Raw genomic sequence first — 17,249 nt, forward strand, 5'->3', positions numbered from 1 at the left:
TGACTGTAGAGTACGCTCTACACCTTAGCCTGCGCCGATCATTCAAACAAGGATTCAGGTATGAGCGTGGAGTGCTTCGTCACAGGCGGCAGTGGGTTTGTGGGTCAACATCTGCTGGCCCATCTTACCGCGACAGGGCATAAGACCTGGGTGCTCATGCGCAACCCTGAAAATATCGGACGCCTCAAAGAGCAAGTCGGGCAACTGGGAGGTAACCCTGCGTATATTCATGCAGTTGGGGGAGATATCAGCAGGGATGGGCTCGGACTCAGCGAAACAGGCAGGCAATGCGTAGCATCGGTCGCTGTGGTCTTCCACCTCGCGGCGCAGTTTACCTGGGGCCTGACAATGGAGCAGGCCCGCGCAGTCAATGTACAAGGGGCGCGGAACGTCGCCAGGCTCGCGGCGAGCCTGCGTATCCGCTTGCTGATGGTGGGCGGTTATATGCTGCAGAACCTTACCCATCTTGCAAGTATCGGGGTTGATAACGAGCGCCCTGAAAACACCAATTGGCCTGCAGTCTACGGCCGTGTGGGTGGCTACGAAGGCAGCAAGCTGGAGTCCCATTTCGCCGTCATCCGTTACATGCAGGAAGTAGGCGCAGATTACGCGATCGTTCATCCTGCTACGGTGTGTGGTCACAGCGAGAGTGGACACATCCCTGAAGGACAACCTCTGGTGGATCTCATTCGAAATCTGGCACTGGGCCGGTTCAAGGCTGTCCCGGGTTCCGCCAGGCACTGGTTGCCATTGGTCAGCGTCGATTACCTGGTAAAGATGATGACCTGCGTGGCGTTCGACCCGTCAATGGCCAACCGGCAGGTGCTGGCGCTGTATGAGCACACGCCGAACCTACAGGGTATGCTCGAACAATTGGCACAAACGCTGAATACAAGGGCTCCCCGCCGCCATGTACCTATAGGATTGCTGAAGTGGCTATTGGCGATTCCCGGACTGGCCACCCGATTATCGATCAGCGCCGAGTCGCTGAACTTCGTCCAGACGCAGCGCTTCGACATGAGTGACAGCCAGCAACTGGAACTCAAGTATCAGCTGGCACATCCCGACATGGCGCGAACGTTGGAAAAGACCGTGCATTACGTCCAGGGTTACTTGCCCAATCGTCATGTTCACACTTCTGCAAACCCTGCCGGGAAATAACAAACGGGTTGTGAAAGAGCGCGTAATCCCGCCACCCATTTTTCACTCGGATGCAAACGACGGTCGTTCCGCGAACCATGCCACCGCCAGCTCCTTGAACGCCTCGGCCGAAGGCGTCAGCGGATAGCGCTGATCATGCGCCAGTACAATGCTATGCGTTGGCAGTTTCTCCAGGGTCGGCCTGCAGACCAGCGCTTGACCATCATAACTACGGTCACCAAACGGCCGGGTATAAATCAGCGCCACGCCAAACCCGTTGGCGACGAGGCTGCGCTGCAACTCGAACGTGCGCACACGGTGCACAACGGCGGGTGAAAGATCGTAAAAGCTGAACAGGTCCAACACATGCTGCCAACTGTGGACCTGATCGGTAACGACCAGCGTGTGTTCGGATAGCGCCTTGAGACTGACACGCGATTCCTTGGCCAGCGGGTGATCGGCCGACAACAGTACCTGAGCTGTCAGTTCACACAACTGGGTGCATTGCGTATTCGGCGGCAAACCCAGATCGTAGGTGATTGCCAACTCTATCGCCCCTTCACCCAGCCGCTTGCCAACATAGTCGAAACTGCCTTCGCGCATATCGACAGTGACCCTTGGGCAGGACTCCTGCATCCGCCGCACAATTTGTGGCAGGCAATAGGGCGCCAGGTCTTCAAAGCATCCGACCACCAGTTCGCCGACGCACTCCCCTGCATTGGCATTGATCTCGGCGAAGGTGCGAGCCTCTGCCAGAACGCGACGGGCCTGGACCATGACGGTGCGACCGAACGGGGTCAGCGATATCCCGAGGCCCCGTTGGCGCACGAAAATCGATTGGCCCAACACCTCTTCCAGTTCGGTGATGGCCGCCGAAATGGAGGGCTGTGAAACATGAAGCTCCATGGCGGCAGTCGTCAGGTTACCGTGCTTGGCCGCGGCTAGCGCATAGCGAAGCTGGCGCAGTGTGAACTTCATAGCTTTTTCCGTTGTGATACATCAGCACATATTATTTTATCCTTTTTTGAGGTTGTGAAATATTTCTCCTGCGCAGTGGCCACCGATCAGAAGTGCCACGCCAACGCCGATTACAAGGCTTATCAGCCCGTTTGGCGACCCTCTTTGGGCCGGATGCCCTCAACTGCCGCACTCCATTCTTGTTTGGGAGCGTCACAATGAAAATTACAAAGGCTCTGTTGACCACGACACTATCGTTCGGGCTGCTGGCGGCGGCTGACGCCAGCCAGGCGGCCGGCTGGTGCGAGTCTGGCAAACCGGTGAAATTCGCAGGTTTGAACTGGGAAAGCGGGATGCTGCTCACTGACGTGATGCAGTTCGTGCTGAAGCATGGTTATGGCTGCGATACCGATAGCCTGCCGGGTAACTCCATTTCCATGGAAAACGCACTGAGCAGCAACGATATTCAGGTGTTTGCCGAAGAGTGGGTGGGGCGCAGCGAGGTGTGGAACAAGGCTGCGGCTGCGGGCAAGGTGGTTGGCGTCGGCGCGCCGGTCGTTGGTGCGGTCGAAGGTTGGTATGTGCCGCGTTATGTGATCGAAGGCGATGCCAAGCGCAAACTTGAAGCCAAGGCACCGAACCTCAAGAACATCGCCGACCTGGGGCAATACGCCGAAGTATTCAAGGACCCGGAAGAGCCGGACAAGGGGCGCTTCTACAATTGCCCGGCCGGCTGGACCTGCGAGCTGGACAACAGCGCGATGCTGAAAAGCTACGGCCTGGAAAGCACCTATACCAATTTCCGCCCTGGCACCGGCCCGGCACTGGATGCTGCCGTACTGTCGAGCTACAAGCGTGGCGAGCCCATACTGTTCTACTACTGGTCGCCGACGCCGCTGATGGGCCAGCTGGACCTGGTCAAGCTGGACGAAAAGCCGGGCGTGGATAAATCCCTGACCATCAAGGTGGGTGTGTCGAAGACCTTCCACGAGCAAGCGCCGGAACTGGTGGCGGTGCTGGAAAAGGTCAACCTGCCGGTCGATCTGCTTAACCAGAACTTGGGGCGCATGACCAAGGAACGTATCGAATCGCCGGAACTGGCCAGGTTGTTCCTCAAGGAACACCCCGAAGTCTGGCACAGCTGGGTCAGCGAAGACGCAGCCAAAAAGGTAGACGCGGCACTCTGAGCGTGTGGGCTCCTCCGGCGCCTGCCGGGTAAGACACGACAGTCCGCTTCATACACTTGCTCGAGAGAATTCCATGTTTCCCAAAAACTTCACGTTTTCCATTGCCGACTGGGTCAATGGCTGGGTCGACGCGCTTGTAACCAACTACGGTGACGTGTTCCGGCACATCTCCGACACCCTGCTGTGGGCCATCGTCAACCTCGAAGGCCTGCTGCGCGCAACCCCCTGGTGGCTGACGCTGGCCATCGTCGCGGGTATTGCCTGGCACGCCACCCGCAAGGTCGTGCCCACTGCCGTGATCGTCGGCCTGCTCTTTCTGGTCGGTGCGGTCGGGCTCTGGGACAAGCTGATGCAGACCCTGGCGCTGATGCTGGTGGCAACGCTGATATCGGTCCTGGTCGGCATTCCGCTGGGTATCCTGTCGGCGCGCAACGATCGCCTGCGGGCAGTGTTGATGCCGCTGCTCGACATCATGCAAACCATGCCCAGCTTCGTGTACCTGATTCCGGTGCTGATGCTGTTCGGCCTGGGCAAGGTGCCGGCGATCTTTGCCACCGTCATCTATGCCGCCCCGCCGCTGATTCGCCTGACCGACCTGGGCATTCGCCAGGTGGATGGCGAGGTCATGGAGGCGATCAATGCATTCGGTGCCAATCGCATGCAACAACTGTTCGGCGTGCAGCTGCCACTGGCGTTGCCGAGCATCATGGCCGGTATCAACCAGACCACCATGATGGCCCTGTCGATGGTGGTCATCGCGTCGATGATCGGTGCCCGTGGCCTGGGTGAAGACGTCCTGGTCGGCATCCAGACCCTGAACGTGGGCCGCGGCCTTGAAGCCGGCCTGGCCATTGTGATTCTGGCGGTTGTGATCGACCGCATTACCCAGGCCTATGGCCGACCACGGCATGGGGTGGGCAAATGAGCGCCAAGCAAGCGATGAACAAGATCGAAGTCAAAAACGTCTTCAAGGTGTTCGGTGCCCGCGCCGAAGATGCCCTGAAAATGATCCGCCAGAAAAAAACCAAAGATCAGGTCCTGGCCGAAACCGGCTGCGTGGTCGGGGTCAACGATCTGTCGTTGTCCATCGGCAGCGGTGAAATCTTCGTGATCATGGGGCTGTCGGGCTCGGGCAAGTCGACCCTGGTGCGTCACTTCAACCGCCTGATCGACCCGACCAGCGGTGAGATCCTGGTCGATGGCGAAGACATCCTGCAATACGACCTGCAAGCCCTGCGCGAATTCCGCCGGCACAAGATCAGCATGGTGTTCCAGAGCTTCGGCCTGTTGCCGCACCGCACCGTGCTGGACAACGTCGCTTACGGCCTGAAAGTGCGTGGCGAGAGCAAGGCCTTGTGCACCGAGCGCGCCCTGCACTGGATCAACACCGTGGGCCTGAAGGGTTACGAAAAGTCGTACCCGCACCAGTTATCAGGCGGCATGCGTCAGCGCGTCGGCCTGGCCCGTGCCTTGGCAGCCGACACCGACATCATCCTGATGGACGAAGCCTTCAGTGCCCTCGACCCGCTCATTCGCGCCGAGATGCAAGACCAGTTGCTGGAACTGCAAAAGACCCTGCACAAGACCATCGTCTTCATCACCCACGACCTGGACGAAGCGGTGCGTATCGGCAACCGGATTGCCATTCTCAAGGACGGTCGCCTGATCCAGGTCGGCACGCCGAAAGAAATCCTCTACCAGCCTGCAGACGAATACGTAGACCGTTTCGTGCAGCGCCGTGTAGCTTCGCTCTAAGGAACCGCGTGTATGTCACATGCCGAAAAAATCATCATCGCCGACGCGCCAGTTCGCTGGCAGGACGTGGTGGCAGTGGCCCGACACGGGGCAAAGCTTGAGCTGGCCCCATCGGCCTGGGCGCGGATCGAGAACGCCCAGGCGATTGTCCGGCGCATCGTGTCCAGCGGTGAACGCGCCTATGGCGTCAACACCGGGCTTGGCGCCTTGTGCAATGTTTCGCTGCAGGATGAACAGCTCAGCCAGCTGTCGCATAACACCTTGCTCAGCCACGCCTGTGGCGTGGGCACAGCGCTGTCAGACGAACAGACCCGCGCGATCATGTGCGCAGCGATCATCAATTTCTGCCAGGGCCGTTCCGGCCTTCAGCGCAAGGTGGTCGAGGCGCTGCTGACCTTGCTTAACCAGCACATCACCCCGCAGGTTCCGAAACAGGGGTCTGTGGGGTATCTGACCCACATGGCACATATCAGCATCAGCTTGCTGGGCGTCGGCCAGGTCAGTTATCGCGGCCAGATCGTGCCGGCCCGGCAAGCCTTGGACGAGGTCGGCCTGGCGCCGGTCAAACTCGGCGCCAAGGATGGCCTGTGCCTGGTCAACGGTACCCCTTGCATGACGGGCCTGAGCTGCCTGTCCTTGGACGACGCCACGCGCCTGAGCCAATGGGCGGACATCATCGGCGCCATGAGCTTCGAGGCCCTGCGAGGCCAACTCGATGCCTTCGACCCCGAAATCATCGCGATGAAACCGCACCCCGGCATGCAGCGCGTGGGCAGTAACTTGCGTCGCCTGCTCGACGGCAGCGAAATCATCGCCAATAGCCATGGCATTCGCACCCAGGATGCCTTGAGCATTCGCTCGATTCCGCAGGTTCATGGCGCCGCGCGCGATCAGCTGGATCACGCTGCGCGGCAGATCGAAACCGAACTCAACTCCACGACCGACAACCCCATGTTGCTCGGTACACCCGAGTCGTATCGCGTGGTGTCCCAGGCGAATCCGCACGGCCAGTCGGTGGCCATGGCGGCCGACTTGCTGGCCATCGCGGTGGCCGAGATCGGGGCGATTGCCGAGCGCCGACTCGATCGCCTGATCAACCCGCTGGTCAGCGGCTTGCCGGCTTTCCTGGTCAGCCAACCGGGTGTGAATTCGGGCATGATGATTGTCCAGTACGTGGCTGCTTCACTGTGTGCAGAAAACCGTCAGCTCGCACAACCGGCAGTCGTCGACAACTACGTCACCTCTGGCTTGCAGGAGGATCACCTGAGCATGGGCACCAACGCCGGGTTGAAGCTGCACCGCGCCCTTGAGAACTGTACGCAGATCCTTGCCATCGAATACCTGTTGGCGGCCCAGGCATTCGAGTTCCTCAAGGAGCAGCGCTTTGGCGCAGGTACCCACGTAGCCTGGAGGTTACTGCGCGAACGGGTGCCGGCCTATGCCCAGGACCGTTGGCTGGCCCCGGACATCGCCAGCAGTGCATCGATCCTGAAGGATCCCGGCCTGCTGGGTGCTGCCTTTCCTTGGCTGGCGTGACGCGTGCTGAACGGCGCCGTACGATGGATTGTGCGCTTGGCGAACAGCGCCAGGGTGTTCACACTACAGCGCTTGATGCTGCCCCAAAGGATTACTCATGCTCTACATCGTCATGCTTGGCGGTCGCCACCCTCGAGCCCGTATCGAAGTCCACGATGTGGTCTTCGCCCAGGCCGACACCCTGGAACAGCTCCATCCCCAGTTGCGCGAAGCCTGGTTCGGCAGCGCACAAGGCCTGCACATCGACTCCTGGCTGGAAGTGGCCGGGGTCGATGGCTACCGGGTCGAACTGAGCCAAGTAGCCCCCGGCCCCGGCGCCATGCGCTTGTTTTTCCTGAACCTGGGCGGTTATGAACGGCAGGTATTCGGCGAAGCTCACCGGTACCTGCTGGTGGCGGCTGTCGACAAGGCCGAGGCCAAGCGCCTGGGCAAGCAACGCATGGCAGAAGATTGGCTCAAGCCGCATACCGACGCCGTGCTGGATGTCGACGATTGCCTGCCGGTCGACCTGGTGGCAGGACGCTATGTGCATCTGGTCAAGGGTGAGCATGCGGGTATCCGCCAGTTCAGCGACTACATCCTGCTCTGAAGCCTATGAGCCCAGGTCAGAACCAGCCCGTTTTTTGACCCGAAAACCCTGCCAAACGAAAACAGTGACTCGGCATTGACCGGCTGGAAGTTGCTGAAGCCTTCGCGAATCAGGCGGCCGAAGTTGACCCCGGCGATCGACACCAGCGCTTTATACGCTCAGAGGTTTGCCTGGAAGAACGGCGTCAGATGCTGCAAGGCCTTATGCACGCCCGGGCCGTCGTACAGGTCCATGTGCGCCAAGCCGTCGAGCACCACCAACTCTTTGTTACCCTGTGCCTTGGCGTGCAATTCCTGGCTGTGCCACAGCGAACCGGCTTCGCTGCCGGCGATGACCAGCGTTGGCTGGGTCAGCAACTGCTCGACCAGGTCGAAGGCATCGAAGGCGACCCAGGCGCCCAGGCCGTTCATCAGCATCTTGTTCTGCGCGTTGGGGTGCTGGGCGCGAGGCGTAAGGTAGTAGTCGGCGGCTTCTTGCAGGTCACGGGGCGCGCTGGTGTCGCCCAGTTGCGGCACATAGGGGGCGTACACAGGCTCGGCGCCGGCCGCTTCGGCCGTACGTTGCCCGGCCAGGGCATCGAGCAGCGGCAGCAGGTCGTTGATCGAGCCCTTGCCCTCCCAGCCTTTGCGGGTGGCCGTGCCTACATTGACCGCGCTGGCGGTGGCCAGCGCCTTGATGCGGCGGTCGACCGAGGCGGCCTTGGCCGCAAACCCGCCACCGGCGCAGATCCCCAACACACCGATACGCTGGGCGTCGACAAAGCCCAGGGTGGTCAGGTAATCAACCGCGCTGTACACATCGACCACACGGTTCATCGGCTCATCGAGGAAGTGCGGCTCGCCGCCGCTGGCGCCCTGGTAGGACGCATCGAAGGCCAGGGTGACGAAGCCCTGCTCGGCCAGCAGCCGGGCATAAGTGCCCGCAGCCTGCTCTTTCACGCCGCCACCTGGGTGGACGGTGACGATCGCAGGGTACTGCTTGTCTTCTTCGAACGCAGCCGGCAGGTAAAGGTGGCCAGCCATCACGATGTTGCGGTTGTTGAGCTGGACGTCTTGCATGGTGTTGCCTCCGGGAGGGCAGCGCGCCGGGCAAGGGCGCGGGTGCTGGATTGCGCAGGGCGATATGCTTGCGCGGGTTGGCTGCTGCAACCGCCCTTCGTTGGAGACAAGTATAGAAAGCAAGGGGCCCCGCCTTATTGCCTGATTCGATGCGTTGTTTGCACGTTTCAAGGAAAGTGCGCGGTCATCGAGCACCATCCGAACCAGCCAGGGCCCAAGGACTAATCTGGACGAGTGAAGGCTGCCGCCGCTATGTTTAAACGCCATAGCGTTGAAATGATTGATGTTTTTTTAACGTTTTTTTGGCAATTGCTTCCTTATGGTGTCGGTCCGGTCCCTGAGGTAGCTGAAGATGAAATCGCCCTCTCCTGCTCAGTCACATGACACTGTCATCACCGAGGCCGCCTCTTGGTGCCTGCGCATACATGATGAGGCGTGCAGCGCCGAAGACCATGCAGCCTTCGAGCGTTGGCTACAGGCAGATCCGCTGCATACCTTCGAATACGCCAAAATGCTGGAAATCTGGGACCTCAGCGAAAAGTTGGCCGATTGCCCCACCCGTGCAAAAAAACTGCTCACCCTCTCCGCGGCTCGCGAGGAAGGTACGCTAGACATGTAGCGTGCCCCACAGTGCTGCGTGATCCTCAGCACCGCGGCGATTCTGCTCCGCACATCAGGCCGGTAACCCTGCTCCTGAGCTGCGCAATGCAGCGTCACAACCCATCACCGCAAAACCGCGTTTGGATGGTAGACTTCACCCCGGGTGCTAGCTGCATAACGCAGCAACGCAGGTTAAAGAACAGCGCAGGTCGGGCCGCCTTGCGGGGTTACTTGCGCCTATGCAAAAAATTCGAATCCCCCTTGCCCAACAACTGGCCTGTCGTGCGTTCGCCACGCTTGAGCGCTTCCTGCATGTCGAGGCCGTGAGTGGTTTCGTACTGCTCATCGCCGCCCTGGCTGCACTCGCTTGGGCAAACTCTTCACTCGCTGATAGCTATGATGCGCTCTGGCACACACCGCTCACGTTCGGTGTGGGTTCGATGGTCTTCTCGCAATCCCTGCACTTCTGGATCAATGATGGCCTGATGACCATCTTCTTCCTGGTGGTCGGCATGGAGATCCGCCGGGAAATCCACGAAGGCGCGCTGGCAAGCCTGCGCCAAGCCACCCTCCCCATGGCGGCAGCCGTTGGCGGCGTGGTTGTACCTGCCCTGATCTACCTGGCGTTCGCTCATGCACCACAAGAACAGAACGGCTGGGCAGTCCCCACGGCGACCGACATCGCCTTCGCGGTTGGCGTGCTCGCCTTGCTTGGCAAATCGATCCCGTCCAACGTGCGTATCTTCTTGCTGGCACTTGCGATCATCGACGACATCATCGCGGTGCTGATCATTGCCATCTTCTATTCGGGCGGCCTGGACTACGCAGGCTTTGGTGTTGCCATCATCGGCATCCTGCTGGTTGTCGGGCTGCAGAAGATCGGCGTTGGCTCGGCCTACGCTTACGTGATTCCGGGCGCAATTACCTGGCTCGGCGTGCTGATGACCGGCGCCCACCCCACACTGGCGGGTGTGGTGCTTGGGCTCATGACACCCGTTCGCTCAGCGCCCATGGGTGAGCGCCCTGTGGATGCCGTCAAACGGTTTTCCAACGACCTGTTCGGCAGCGCAAAAGCGCCAGAGCAGGACAGCAGCAACCTGATTGACCCACTGAAACGCCTGCGGTTTGCCCAACGTGAAATGGTACCGCCTGTGGTGCGGGTCCAGAGTGCACTGCACCCCTGGGTCGCTTTCGTGATAATGCCCCTGTTCGCGCTGGCCAATGCCGGGGTCGGGCTGTCTGGGGTAGACCTGTCTTCCCAAGGGCCATACCACGTCATGCTCGCTGTCACCCTGGCACTTGTCCTGGGCAAGCCCTTGGGCATCGTCGGCATCAGCTGGCTAATGGTGCGCCTGGGTTGGTGTGAGCTGCCCAAGGGTGTCACCTGGAGTGGCATTACCTTGATCGGCTTGCTGGCAGGTATCGGTTTCACCATGTCGATCTTTATTGCCAACCTTGCCTTTGTCGACCCAAGCGCACTGGGTGCAGCCAAGCTCGGCATCCTTACCGGGTCGCTCATTGCTGCCACCGTCGGGCTGCTGTGGGGCGCAGTCAGTGTTAGAAAAGCCGCCAGTGCCAAGCCACTGAACGCCAGCTAGCACGGCACCGTTCGCGGGCCGCGCTGAATCTCAGCGGCCCGCATTTCTGGCTCGTTACAGCAACCGACAAGTTGGTCTGCTCCTTGCTACACAACTGGCAAGCCGACGGTGATCGGTACCCACAATCACACTGCCGCTTTGGCGTTATCCGAATACTGCAACCACCCTCCGGTAACTGCAGACCCCTCGGGCCAGAACGGTGCAGCCATGATTGCCTGTGTAACGAGAGGTGACAATGATCATCAACGATACAAGCCTTGCGAGTGGTGAATGCTTCAGTGAGTTGCAACTGTTCACCGAACAGAACCAGTTATTCCTGCATTACGACCTGGACAACGTGCGCAGCAGTGTCGGGCGGATATTCAAACCCCATGAACTGTCCGCCGTACGCACCGGCGAGACGGTAGCGGCAAGCATGCACCATGTGGTCCGTGGGGGCCTGTCGCTGGGGCGCCTGGAGTATGCGACGGAGGTCAATATCGACCCCGGGCGGCTTGAGGATTTCTACCTGGTCCAGATCCCCATCCACGGCGGCGCAACCATCCGCTGCGAAGGCCTGGAGTTCGAATCCTCTCCCTTGGTGGCCTCGCTGCTGTCACCCAGCCTGCCAGCGCGCATGCGTTGGCAAGGTGGTGCGCCGCAACTGACACTGCGCATCGAACAGGCCGACATGGCCTACCACTGCCGCCAGCACATCCCCCAGGCCAGCCAGCGCCTGCCGCGTTTCGACCCGCGCCTGGACTTCTCGCGCCCGGGCGCCGCCTATTTCCTGCAACTGCTCAACACCCTGGTCACCGCCATCGGCAGCCCGGAGCACCCGCTGCACCAACCGCTGGTGCTCAAGCAATTTGAATCGGCACTGCTCAATTCGCTGCTGTATGGCCAGCCCCACAGTGCGCTGGACAACCTCGACCGCCCGGCAGAAAGCACTGTCTCGCCCTACTTCATCAAGCGCACCGAGGCCTTTATCCGAGAGCACCTGCACGAGCCGCTCAGCGTCGAGTCGCTGGCCGAACAGGCTGGCGTCAGTGTGCGCACCTTGTTCGCGGGCTTTCGCACCTTCCGCAATACCAGCCCGATGGCCTACCTGCGCGAGCTGCGCCTGGAGCAGGTGCATGAGGAACTGACCCGCAACGAGCAAGCTTCAGTGACCGATGTGGCGTTCAAATGGGGTTTCGCCCACTTGGGGCGGTTCGCTCAGGAGTACAAACGTCGCTATGGGGAACTGCCCTCGGCGACCCGACGGTTTCGGGCATCCTGAGGGATGGCGCGGTTGCCTCAGCGCAATCGCGCCAGTGTAGCGGATGGCGACTCACCGAACGCCTTGCGATAATCGCTGGCAAAGCGACCCAGATGACTGAAGCCCCACTCCAGCGCCACACTGGAGACACTGGCCGAGGCTCCGCCATTCAACAGCGCACTGCGCGCCGCTGCCAACCGATGATGCTTCAGGTAGGCCATGGGTGTCAGCCCATGATGGCGGCGAAAAGCCTCGTAGAGTTTTTCCCGCGACACCCCCGCGACCTGCTCCAGATCATCCAGGCGCAAGGTTTCACGGGCATGCTGGTGAAGAAACTGGCGGGCACGCACCAGATACTCTGGAACGCGCTCCATTGCGCCCGGCTCCAGCTCCGCCGAATAGTTGCTCGGCTGGGCCAGCAGCAGGCCGCGAATCAGCAGGCATTCCATATCACGCGCCAACCGCGGCTGCCCATACAGCGCGCTCATCTGCGGCCAGTGCTCCAGCACTTGGCGGATGCTCAACCACCAGGCTGCCACCGCCGTGCAGCCGGTATCCATTTCTGCACGAAAACGGATTGGCTCGGCCAGCGGCCGCTGCAACAAGGCTTCGGCCACTTCCTCAAGCGCCTGCCGGCGGATCACCACCTGAAGTTTCTCGCAGTCCCCTCCCAGCTCCAGCGAATGGGATTCGAGGGGTGACACCACCAGGCCGCATGCTGCGTCGGATCGCACCTGGGCCCGCCCGCTGCGCAGGCGCTGCCGGCCGCGCAGTGGCAGGCTGATGCTGTAGGCGTCGAGGGAGCGGATATCGATGTTCACCTCCGTGCCGTAGGCGATACGCCCAAGCACCGTGCCCAACGCCGGCAGGCGCGTACCCAGGTGGCTGAAGCACAGCTGCTCCGGGTGCCGGGAGCGCAACTGGTGCGGGCCACAGATCTCGCTCATCCATTGCTGGGCCAGGCCCAGTTCGGCACAGCGATTGTGCAGCGTGGCAGCGACGCTGTGCATGGGCATCTCCCGTCAAAACAATGGTCTGGCTCGATTGTCCGGCGCAGTGCGGCCTCGCCACTATCCATTTTCTGCAGCTATTTGCAACCGTGTCATCCACGCACTGCAACGCCGGAAAAAATGGCTGATCAACGCCCATTAAGTGGCTAGAGCGAATGTGCTGCCAGCGCTTCAATCGTGCACACAACCCCAACAATGAGGACACGCCTGATGAGCGCCCGCAGCCTGACCCAATGGCAAACCTACGTCCAGGGTTGCCTGGACTTTCGCCCCGTCGAGGGGGTCTATCGCGTCGCCCGCGATATCTTCACCGAGCCAGAGCTGTTCGACCTGGAGATGGAGCTGATTTTCGAGAAGCAGTGGATCTACGCCTGCCACGAAAGTGAAATCGCCAAGCCCAACGACTTCATCACCCTGCGCGCCGGTCGCCAGCCGATGATCATCACCCGTGACGGCAACGGCGAGCTGCATGCGCTGATCAATGCCTGCCAGCACCGCGGCGCCACCCTCACCCGCCAAGGCTCGGGCAACCAGTCCACCTTCACCTGCCCGTTCCACGCCTGGTGCTACAAAAGCGATGGCCGGCTGGTCAAGGTCAAGGCCCCCGGCGAATACCCGGAAGGTTTCGACAAGGCCACGCGAGGCCTGCGCAAGGCGCGTATCCAGAGCTACAAGGGCTTTGTCTTCATCAGCCTCGACAGCAACGCCAACGACTCGCTGGAAGACTTCCTGGGTGATGCACGGATCTTCTTCGACATGATGGTCGCCCAGTCGCCCACCGGCGAACTCGAAGTGCTACCCGGCAAATCGACCTACACCTACGACGGCAACTGGAAGCTGCAGAACGAGAACGGCCTGGACGGTTATCACGTGTCCACCGTGCACTACAACTACGTGTCTACCGTGCAGCACCGCCAGCAGGTCAACGCGGAAAAAGGCGGCAGCGGCAGCACCCTGGACTACAGCAAGCTGGGCGCCGGTGATGCCGAGACCGACGACGGCTGGTTTACCTTCCACAACGGCCACAGCCTGCTGTTCAGCGACATGCCCAACCCCGCCGTACGCCCCGGCTACGCCAGCGTCATGCCACGACTGGTCGAGGAATACGGGCAGACTCGTGCCGAATGGATGATGCACCGCCTGCGCAACCTCAATATCTACCCGAGCCTGTTCTTCATGGACCAGATCAGCTCGCAGCTGCGCATCGTCCGCCCGGTGGCCTGGAACAAGACCGAGGTCATCAGCCAGTGCATTGGGGTCAAGGGCGAGTCCGCTGCCGACAGGCGCAACCGTATTCGCCAGTTCGAGGACTTCTTCAACGTCTCGGGCATGGGCACGCCAGACGACCTGGTGGAGTTCCGCGAGCAGCAGCGCGGTTTCCAGGCCCGCCTGGAGCGCTGGAGCGACATCTCACGAGGCCATCACCGCTGGGCAGACGGCCCCACGCCCAACAGCGAGGCGCTGGGCATTCAACCGGTGCTGACCGGCCGCGAATTCACCCACGAAGGGCTCTACGTCAACCAGCACGGCACCTGGCAGCGCCTGCTGCTCGAAGGCCTGGCCCGCCGTGCGCTGCAACTCAAGGAGGTTCAGGCATGAACATCTCCCAGCACTACGCCATCGAACAATTCCTGATCCGCAAGGCCGAACTCTGCGACGCCCAGGACTGGGACGCCTATCTGGAACTGTTCGATGCAGACAGCGAATTCCACCTGCCGCAGTGGATCAGCGAGCACCGCTATGTAGAAGACCCGGACCAGGGCCTGTCCTACATCTACTACGCCGACCGCTCCGGCCTGGAAGACCGGGTATTCCGCCTGCGCACGGGCAAGTCCGCAGCTTCCACGCCGCTACCTCGCACCTTGCATCAGGTCAGCAACCTGCGGCTGCGTACGCTGGGCGACAACGAGTTCGAAGCACGCGTGGCCTGGCACACCCTGTACACCCGTCAGGGCCAGCAGAGCAGTTTCTTCGGCCACTGCACCTATCGCCTGCGACAGGCCGGCGAGACATTCCGCATTCGCCGCAAGCATGTACTGCTGCTCAACGACACCATCGATTCCGTGCTCGACTTCTACCACCTCTGAGGGCCGCCAGCATGACCCATAACGTTGCCCTCAGCTTCGCCGACGGCAAGACCTTCTTCATTGCCGTCAAGCCCGGCGAACTGCTGCTCGACGCTGCACTGCGCCAAGGCATCAGCCTGCCGCTGGACTGCCGCGAAGGCGTCTGCGGCACCTGCCAGGGCCGCTGCGAGGCCGGTCGCTATGAGCAGGACTACGTCGACGACGAGGCCCTGAGTGCCCACGACCTGGCCCAACGCAAGGTACTGGCCTGCCAGACCCGCGTGCAGTCCGATGCCACCTTCTACTTCGACCACGATTCCAGCCATTGCCATGCTGGAGAACCCCTGCTGCTGCGCAGCCGCGTAACCGATGTGGAGCTGGTATCGGCCAGCACCGCCATCCTGCACCTGGATGCCAGCGAGCAGCCAGACACCCTGCACTTCCTGCCCGGCCAGTATGCCCGCTTGCAAGTGCCCGGCACCGATCAATGCCGTGCCTACTCATTCGCCAACCGGCCAAACCCTGGCAACCAGCTGCAGTTCCTGATTCGCCTGCTGCCAGACGGTGTGATGAGCAACTTCCTGCGCGAGCACTGCACGCCCGGCATGGAAATGCTGCTGGAGGCGCCGCTGGGCAGTTTCTACCTGCGTCAGGTGGAACGGCCGTTGGTGATGGTGGCGGGCGGCACTGGCCTGTCGGCGTTCCTCGGCATGCTCGACGAGATTGCCGAGCGTGGTGACTGCGGCTACCCGATCCAACTGTTCTACGGCGTCAACCAGGAAGCCGACCTGTGCGAAACCGCGCGTCTGGAGGCCCTGCGCGAGCGCATTCCCGGCTTTGAGTTCACCCCCGTGGTCAGCCAGCCCGGCGCCAGCTGGAGCGGGAGGCGCGGTTACATTCACGAGCACTTCGACCGTGAGCGACTGGTTGCCACGCCGTTCGACATGTACCTGTGCGGCCCGCCCCCCATGGTCGAAGCCGTGAAGAGCTGGGTCGCCGAGCAGGCCCCGGCCGGGGTGCAGGTTTACGCCGAGAAGTTCCTGCAAAGCGCCAGCCGGCGCTAACCCTGAAATAACGGCACAACAGAGGTAGACACAATGAGCCTGGGCATTTCTTGGAATGCCCGGGCTCAGTACATTCTGTGACAGGTCCTGTACATCCTTCTGCTAGCTGGCAGAACACATCACTCATCGAGTTAGCAGGGCCCCTGTGGGAGCAAGCAGCGCAGAGGATGGCACCGGCTCCGCCAGTGTTCGCGGGTGTACGACCTAATGCCAGTCAGTTGAGGTTATTGGGGCCGCTTTGCGGCCCATCGCCGGCAAGCCAGGCTCCCACAGGTACAGCGCATGGCTTGAGTGCGATGCGGTCGGTGTGGGAGCTGGCTTGCCGGCGATGGGCTGCGCAGCAGCCCCGATTGGCTTAACTGACTGGCATTGGGGCAAGCCCGCTCCCACACCGATCGCGCCAGCTTTCAGATTTTGTGCAAGACAGTTGCAAGCACAGGTAATGCACAACAAACCACAAAAAAGCCTGCCACAAGGGCAGGCCAAAATCACGTCAAGGCGCGCACGCCGCCTCGATCAGAAGTGGTGGATATAGCGCACCTGCAACCGCGAGCCGTCCGGGCGGTTTTCCACGTCCTGCTCGAAATAGGCGTTGAACACGAGGTGATCGTCCTTGGAAAAGCTGTACATCGCACCCGGCCCGATTGCCCAGACCTTTTCCCGGCGCCCAGAGACTTCATGGCCATCTACCCGGGTGTCACTGATCTGCTTGAGCCAGTACCCGTTGATGCCCAGGCGCAGTTGCGGGGTGACCGCATACTCGGTAGCGAAGTTGGCGTGCAGCGCCTGGCCAGCCTGAATATCGTCGGCATCGCCAAAGCCGTAGTTGGGGTCGTGGTTCTTGAAGTTGTAGAGGTAATGCGCACGCACCGAGGCGGTCCAGTCGGGGGTGAACCAATAGGTCGCCGCCCAATAGGGGTTGAAAGAAACCGCATTGTTGCCGGGGTTGATGTCCTTCTTGTCGCTGTACTCGCCGGTGGGCAGGTTGACCTGCAATTCGATGCGGTGGACAAAGCGTGGGCCGTCCGGCCCCATGATCGGGTCGAACTGGATGAACGGCCCGATCAGCCAGTCACCCACCCCGCCCTGGTCCTTCAGGGCCGCGTTGTTCAAACCGTCATCGACTTTCATCCGGGTGACGATAGGCAACACCGTGTTCAGGCCCAGGCTGGCGTTGCCAACGCGCAGCTCAGACAGGTAGCTGACCTGCGTCACCGCCACCTGATAGTCCAGCTGGGTCTTCGGCAAGCCCAGCTTGTCGCCGTTCTTGTCTACCAGCCGGTTCGCGCTGTAGTTCTGGAAGTACTGTTGCAGGTACCAGCCCGGCCCCGCCGGCAGGCCGCCGTCGAGAAAGCTGGTCAGGCCCAGGTTGACCACCGGCAGGTCATACGCTTGGGCCGCACCACTGCCCAGCGCAAGGGCGCAGGCCAGGTAACGGATGTTATTCAT

At 61.3% G+C, this 17,249-nt stretch carries 16 protein-coding genes; 12 read left to right on the forward strand and 4 right to left on the reverse strand.

What is annotated here, in order from left to right; translation table 11 throughout:
* Positions 1-60 precede the first annotated feature (60 nt).
* Positions 61-1,161: an SDR family oxidoreductase gene (locus A0O30_RS20585; RefSeq protein ID WP_105947781.1), complete on the forward strand. Its 1,101-nt coding sequence runs from the start codon at positions 61-63 to the stop codon at positions 1,159-1,161.
* Positions 1,162-1,203: 42 nt separating this feature from the next.
* Here A0O30_RS20585 and A0O30_RS20590 read toward each other — a convergent pair whose 3' ends face one another.
* Positions 1,204-2,118, reverse strand: a complete 915-nt coding sequence (locus A0O30_RS20590; protein WP_105947782.1) for a LysR family transcriptional regulator — start codon at positions 2,116-2,118, stop codon at positions 1,204-1,206.
* Between the two features lie 197 nt (positions 2,119-2,315).
* On the opposite strand from A0O30_RS20590, the gene A0O30_RS20595 reads away from it, so the two are divergent.
* From A0O30_RS20595 to A0O30_RS20615, 5 genes are all read left to right on the forward strand, one after another.
* The gene (locus tag A0O30_RS20595) at positions 2,316-3,284 is read left to right on the forward strand and encodes an ABC transporter substrate-binding protein (RefSeq protein WP_105947783.1); all 969 of its coding nucleotides are present in this window, start codon (positions 2,316-2,318) and stop codon (positions 3,282-3,284) included.
* 73 nt (positions 3,285-3,357) lie between these two features.
* The gene (locus A0O30_RS20600; protein WP_105947784.1) at positions 3,358-4,209 is read left to right on the forward strand and encodes a proline/glycine betaine ABC transporter permease; all 852 of its coding nucleotides are present in this window, start codon (positions 3,358-3,360) and stop codon (positions 4,207-4,209) included.
* A complete protein-coding gene (locus tag A0O30_RS20605; RefSeq protein ID WP_105947785.1) occupies positions 4,206-5,039 on the forward strand; it encodes a glycine betaine/L-proline ABC transporter ATP-binding protein in 834 nt (277 codons plus the stop codon). The genes A0O30_RS20600 and A0O30_RS20605 overlap by 4 nt, the downstream gene beginning before the upstream one ends.
* A gap of 12 nt (positions 5,040-5,051) precedes the next feature.
* Positions 5,052-6,575, forward strand: coding sequence for a histidine ammonia-lyase (gene hutH / locus A0O30_RS20610; RefSeq protein ID WP_105947786.1), 1,524 nt, complete (start codon positions 5,052-5,054; stop codon positions 6,573-6,575).
* Positions 6,576-6,672: 97 nt separating this feature from the next.
* A complete protein-coding gene (locus A0O30_RS20615; RefSeq protein WP_105947787.1) occupies positions 6,673-7,164 on the forward strand; it encodes a DUF1543 domain-containing protein in 492 nt (163 codons plus the stop codon).
* 158 nt (positions 7,165-7,322) lie between these two features.
* Here the strand turns inward: A0O30_RS20615 and A0O30_RS20620 are convergent, their stop codons facing one another.
* Positions 7,323-8,222 carry an alpha/beta hydrolase gene (locus A0O30_RS20620; RefSeq protein ID WP_105947788.1) on the reverse strand — a complete coding sequence of 300 codons (900 nt, stop codon included), beginning with the start codon at positions 8,220-8,222 and terminating at the stop codon, positions 7,323-7,325.
* 352 nt (positions 8,223-8,574) lie between these two features.
* Here A0O30_RS20620 and A0O30_RS20625 point away from each other — a divergent pair, with 352 nt between their 5' ends.
* From A0O30_RS20625 to A0O30_RS20635, 3 genes are all read left to right on the forward strand, one after another.
* The gene (locus A0O30_RS20625; RefSeq protein WP_105947789.1) at positions 8,575-8,841 is read left to right on the forward strand and encodes a DUF4880 domain-containing protein; all 267 of its coding nucleotides are present in this window, start codon (positions 8,575-8,577) and stop codon (positions 8,839-8,841) included.
* Between the two features lie 220 nt (positions 8,842-9,061).
* Complete coding sequence (gene nhaA, locus A0O30_RS20630; RefSeq protein WP_105947790.1) at positions 9,062-10,420, forward strand: Na+/H+ antiporter NhaA; 1,359 nt, start codon at positions 9,062-9,064, stop codon at positions 10,418-10,420.
* Between the two features lie 235 nt (positions 10,421-10,655).
* On the forward strand, positions 10,656-11,681 hold the full coding sequence (locus A0O30_RS20635) for an AraC family transcriptional regulator (RefSeq protein ID WP_105947791.1): 1,026 nt from the start codon (positions 10,656-10,658) through the stop codon (positions 11,679-11,681).
* Between the two features lie 17 nt (positions 11,682-11,698).
* Here the strand turns inward: A0O30_RS20635 and A0O30_RS20640 are convergent, their stop codons facing one another.
* Positions 11,699-12,670 (reverse strand): AraC family transcriptional regulator, encoded by a 972-nt coding sequence (locus A0O30_RS20640; protein WP_105947792.1) that lies wholly within the window; start codon positions 12,668-12,670, stop codon positions 11,699-11,701.
* 210 nt (positions 12,671-12,880) lie between these two features.
* On the opposite strand from A0O30_RS20640, the gene antA reads away from it, so the two are divergent.
* The 3 genes from antA to antC are packed head-to-tail and all read left to right on the forward strand — an operon-like array spanning position 12,881 to position 15,800.
* Complete coding sequence (gene antA / locus A0O30_RS20645) at positions 12,881-14,269, forward strand: anthranilate 1,2-dioxygenase large subunit (protein ID WP_177410300.1); 1,389 nt, start codon at positions 12,881-12,883, stop codon at positions 14,267-14,269.
* Complete coding sequence (gene antB, locus A0O30_RS20650; protein WP_105947793.1) at positions 14,266-14,757, forward strand: anthranilate 1,2-dioxygenase small subunit; 492 nt, start codon at positions 14,266-14,268, stop codon at positions 14,755-14,757. The genes antA and antB overlap by 4 nt, the downstream gene beginning before the upstream one ends.
* Positions 14,758-14,768: 11 nt before the next feature.
* On the forward strand, positions 14,769-15,800 hold the full coding sequence (gene antC / locus A0O30_RS20655) for an anthranilate 1,2-dioxygenase electron transfer component AntC (RefSeq protein ID WP_105947794.1): 1,032 nt from the start codon (positions 14,769-14,771) through the stop codon (positions 15,798-15,800).
* Positions 15,801-16,316: 516 nt separating this feature from the next.
* On the opposite strand, the gene A0O30_RS20660 is transcribed toward antC, so the two are convergent.
* Positions 16,317-17,249: a transporter gene (locus A0O30_RS20660; protein WP_060500041.1), complete on the reverse strand. Its 933-nt coding sequence runs from the start codon at positions 17,247-17,249 to the stop codon at positions 16,317-16,319.

Origin of the sequence: Pseudomonas sp. LLC-1, assembly GCF_002992185.1 — a bacterium.
In the GTDB taxonomy this organism is placed as follows: domain Bacteria; phylum Pseudomonadota; class Gammaproteobacteria; order Pseudomonadales; family Pseudomonadaceae; genus Aquipseudomonas; species Aquipseudomonas monteilii.

Bases quoted from the DNA above. Each gene is read 5' to 3' on its own strand.
- A0O30_RS20585 (WP_105947781.1), top strand. From the start codon at position 61: ATGAGCGTGGAGTGCTTCGTCACAGGCGGCAGTGGGTTTGTGGGTCAA.
- A0O30_RS20590 (WP_105947782.1), bottom strand. From the start codon at position 2,118: ATGAAGTTCACACTGCGCCAGCTTCGCTATGCGCTAGCCGCGGCCAAG.
- A0O30_RS20595 (WP_105947783.1), top strand. From the start codon at position 2,316: ATGAAAATTACAAAGGCTCTGTTGACCACGACACTATCGTTCGGGCTG.
- A0O30_RS20600 (WP_105947784.1), top strand. From the start codon at position 3,358: ATGTTTCCCAAAAACTTCACGTTTTCCATTGCCGACTGGGTCAATGGC.
- A0O30_RS20605 (WP_105947785.1), top strand. From the start codon at position 4,206: ATGAGCGCCAAGCAAGCGATGAACAAGATCGAAGTCAAAAACGTCTTC.
- hutH (WP_105947786.1), top strand. From the start codon at position 5,052: ATGTCACATGCCGAAAAAATCATCATCGCCGACGCGCCAGTTCGCTGG.
- A0O30_RS20615 (WP_105947787.1), top strand. From the start codon at position 6,673: ATGCTCTACATCGTCATGCTTGGCGGTCGCCACCCTCGAGCCCGTATC.
- A0O30_RS20620 (WP_105947788.1), bottom strand. From the start codon at position 8,222: ATGCAAGACGTCCAGCTCAACAACCGCAACATCGTGATGGCTGGCCAC.
- A0O30_RS20625 (WP_105947789.1), top strand. From the start codon at position 8,575: ATGAAATCGCCCTCTCCTGCTCAGTCACATGACACTGTCATCACCGAG.
- nhaA (WP_105947790.1), top strand. From the start codon at position 9,062: ATGCAAAAAATTCGAATCCCCCTTGCCCAACAACTGGCCTGTCGTGCG.
- A0O30_RS20635 (WP_105947791.1), top strand. From the start codon at position 10,656: ATGATCATCAACGATACAAGCCTTGCGAGTGGTGAATGCTTCAGTGAG.
- A0O30_RS20640 (WP_105947792.1), bottom strand. From the start codon at position 12,670: ATGCACAGCGTCGCTGCCACGCTGCACAATCGCTGTGCCGAACTGGGC.
- antA (WP_177410300.1), top strand. From the start codon at position 12,881: ATGAGCGCCCGCAGCCTGACCCAATGGCAAACCTACGTCCAGGGTTGC.
- antB (WP_105947793.1), top strand. From the start codon at position 14,266: ATGAACATCTCCCAGCACTACGCCATCGAACAATTCCTGATCCGCAAG.
- antC (WP_105947794.1), top strand. From the start codon at position 14,769: ATGACCCATAACGTTGCCCTCAGCTTCGCCGACGGCAAGACCTTCTTC.
- A0O30_RS20660 (WP_060500041.1), bottom strand. From the start codon at position 17,249: ATGAATAACATCCGTTACCTGGCCTGCGCCCTTGCGCTGGGCAGTGGT.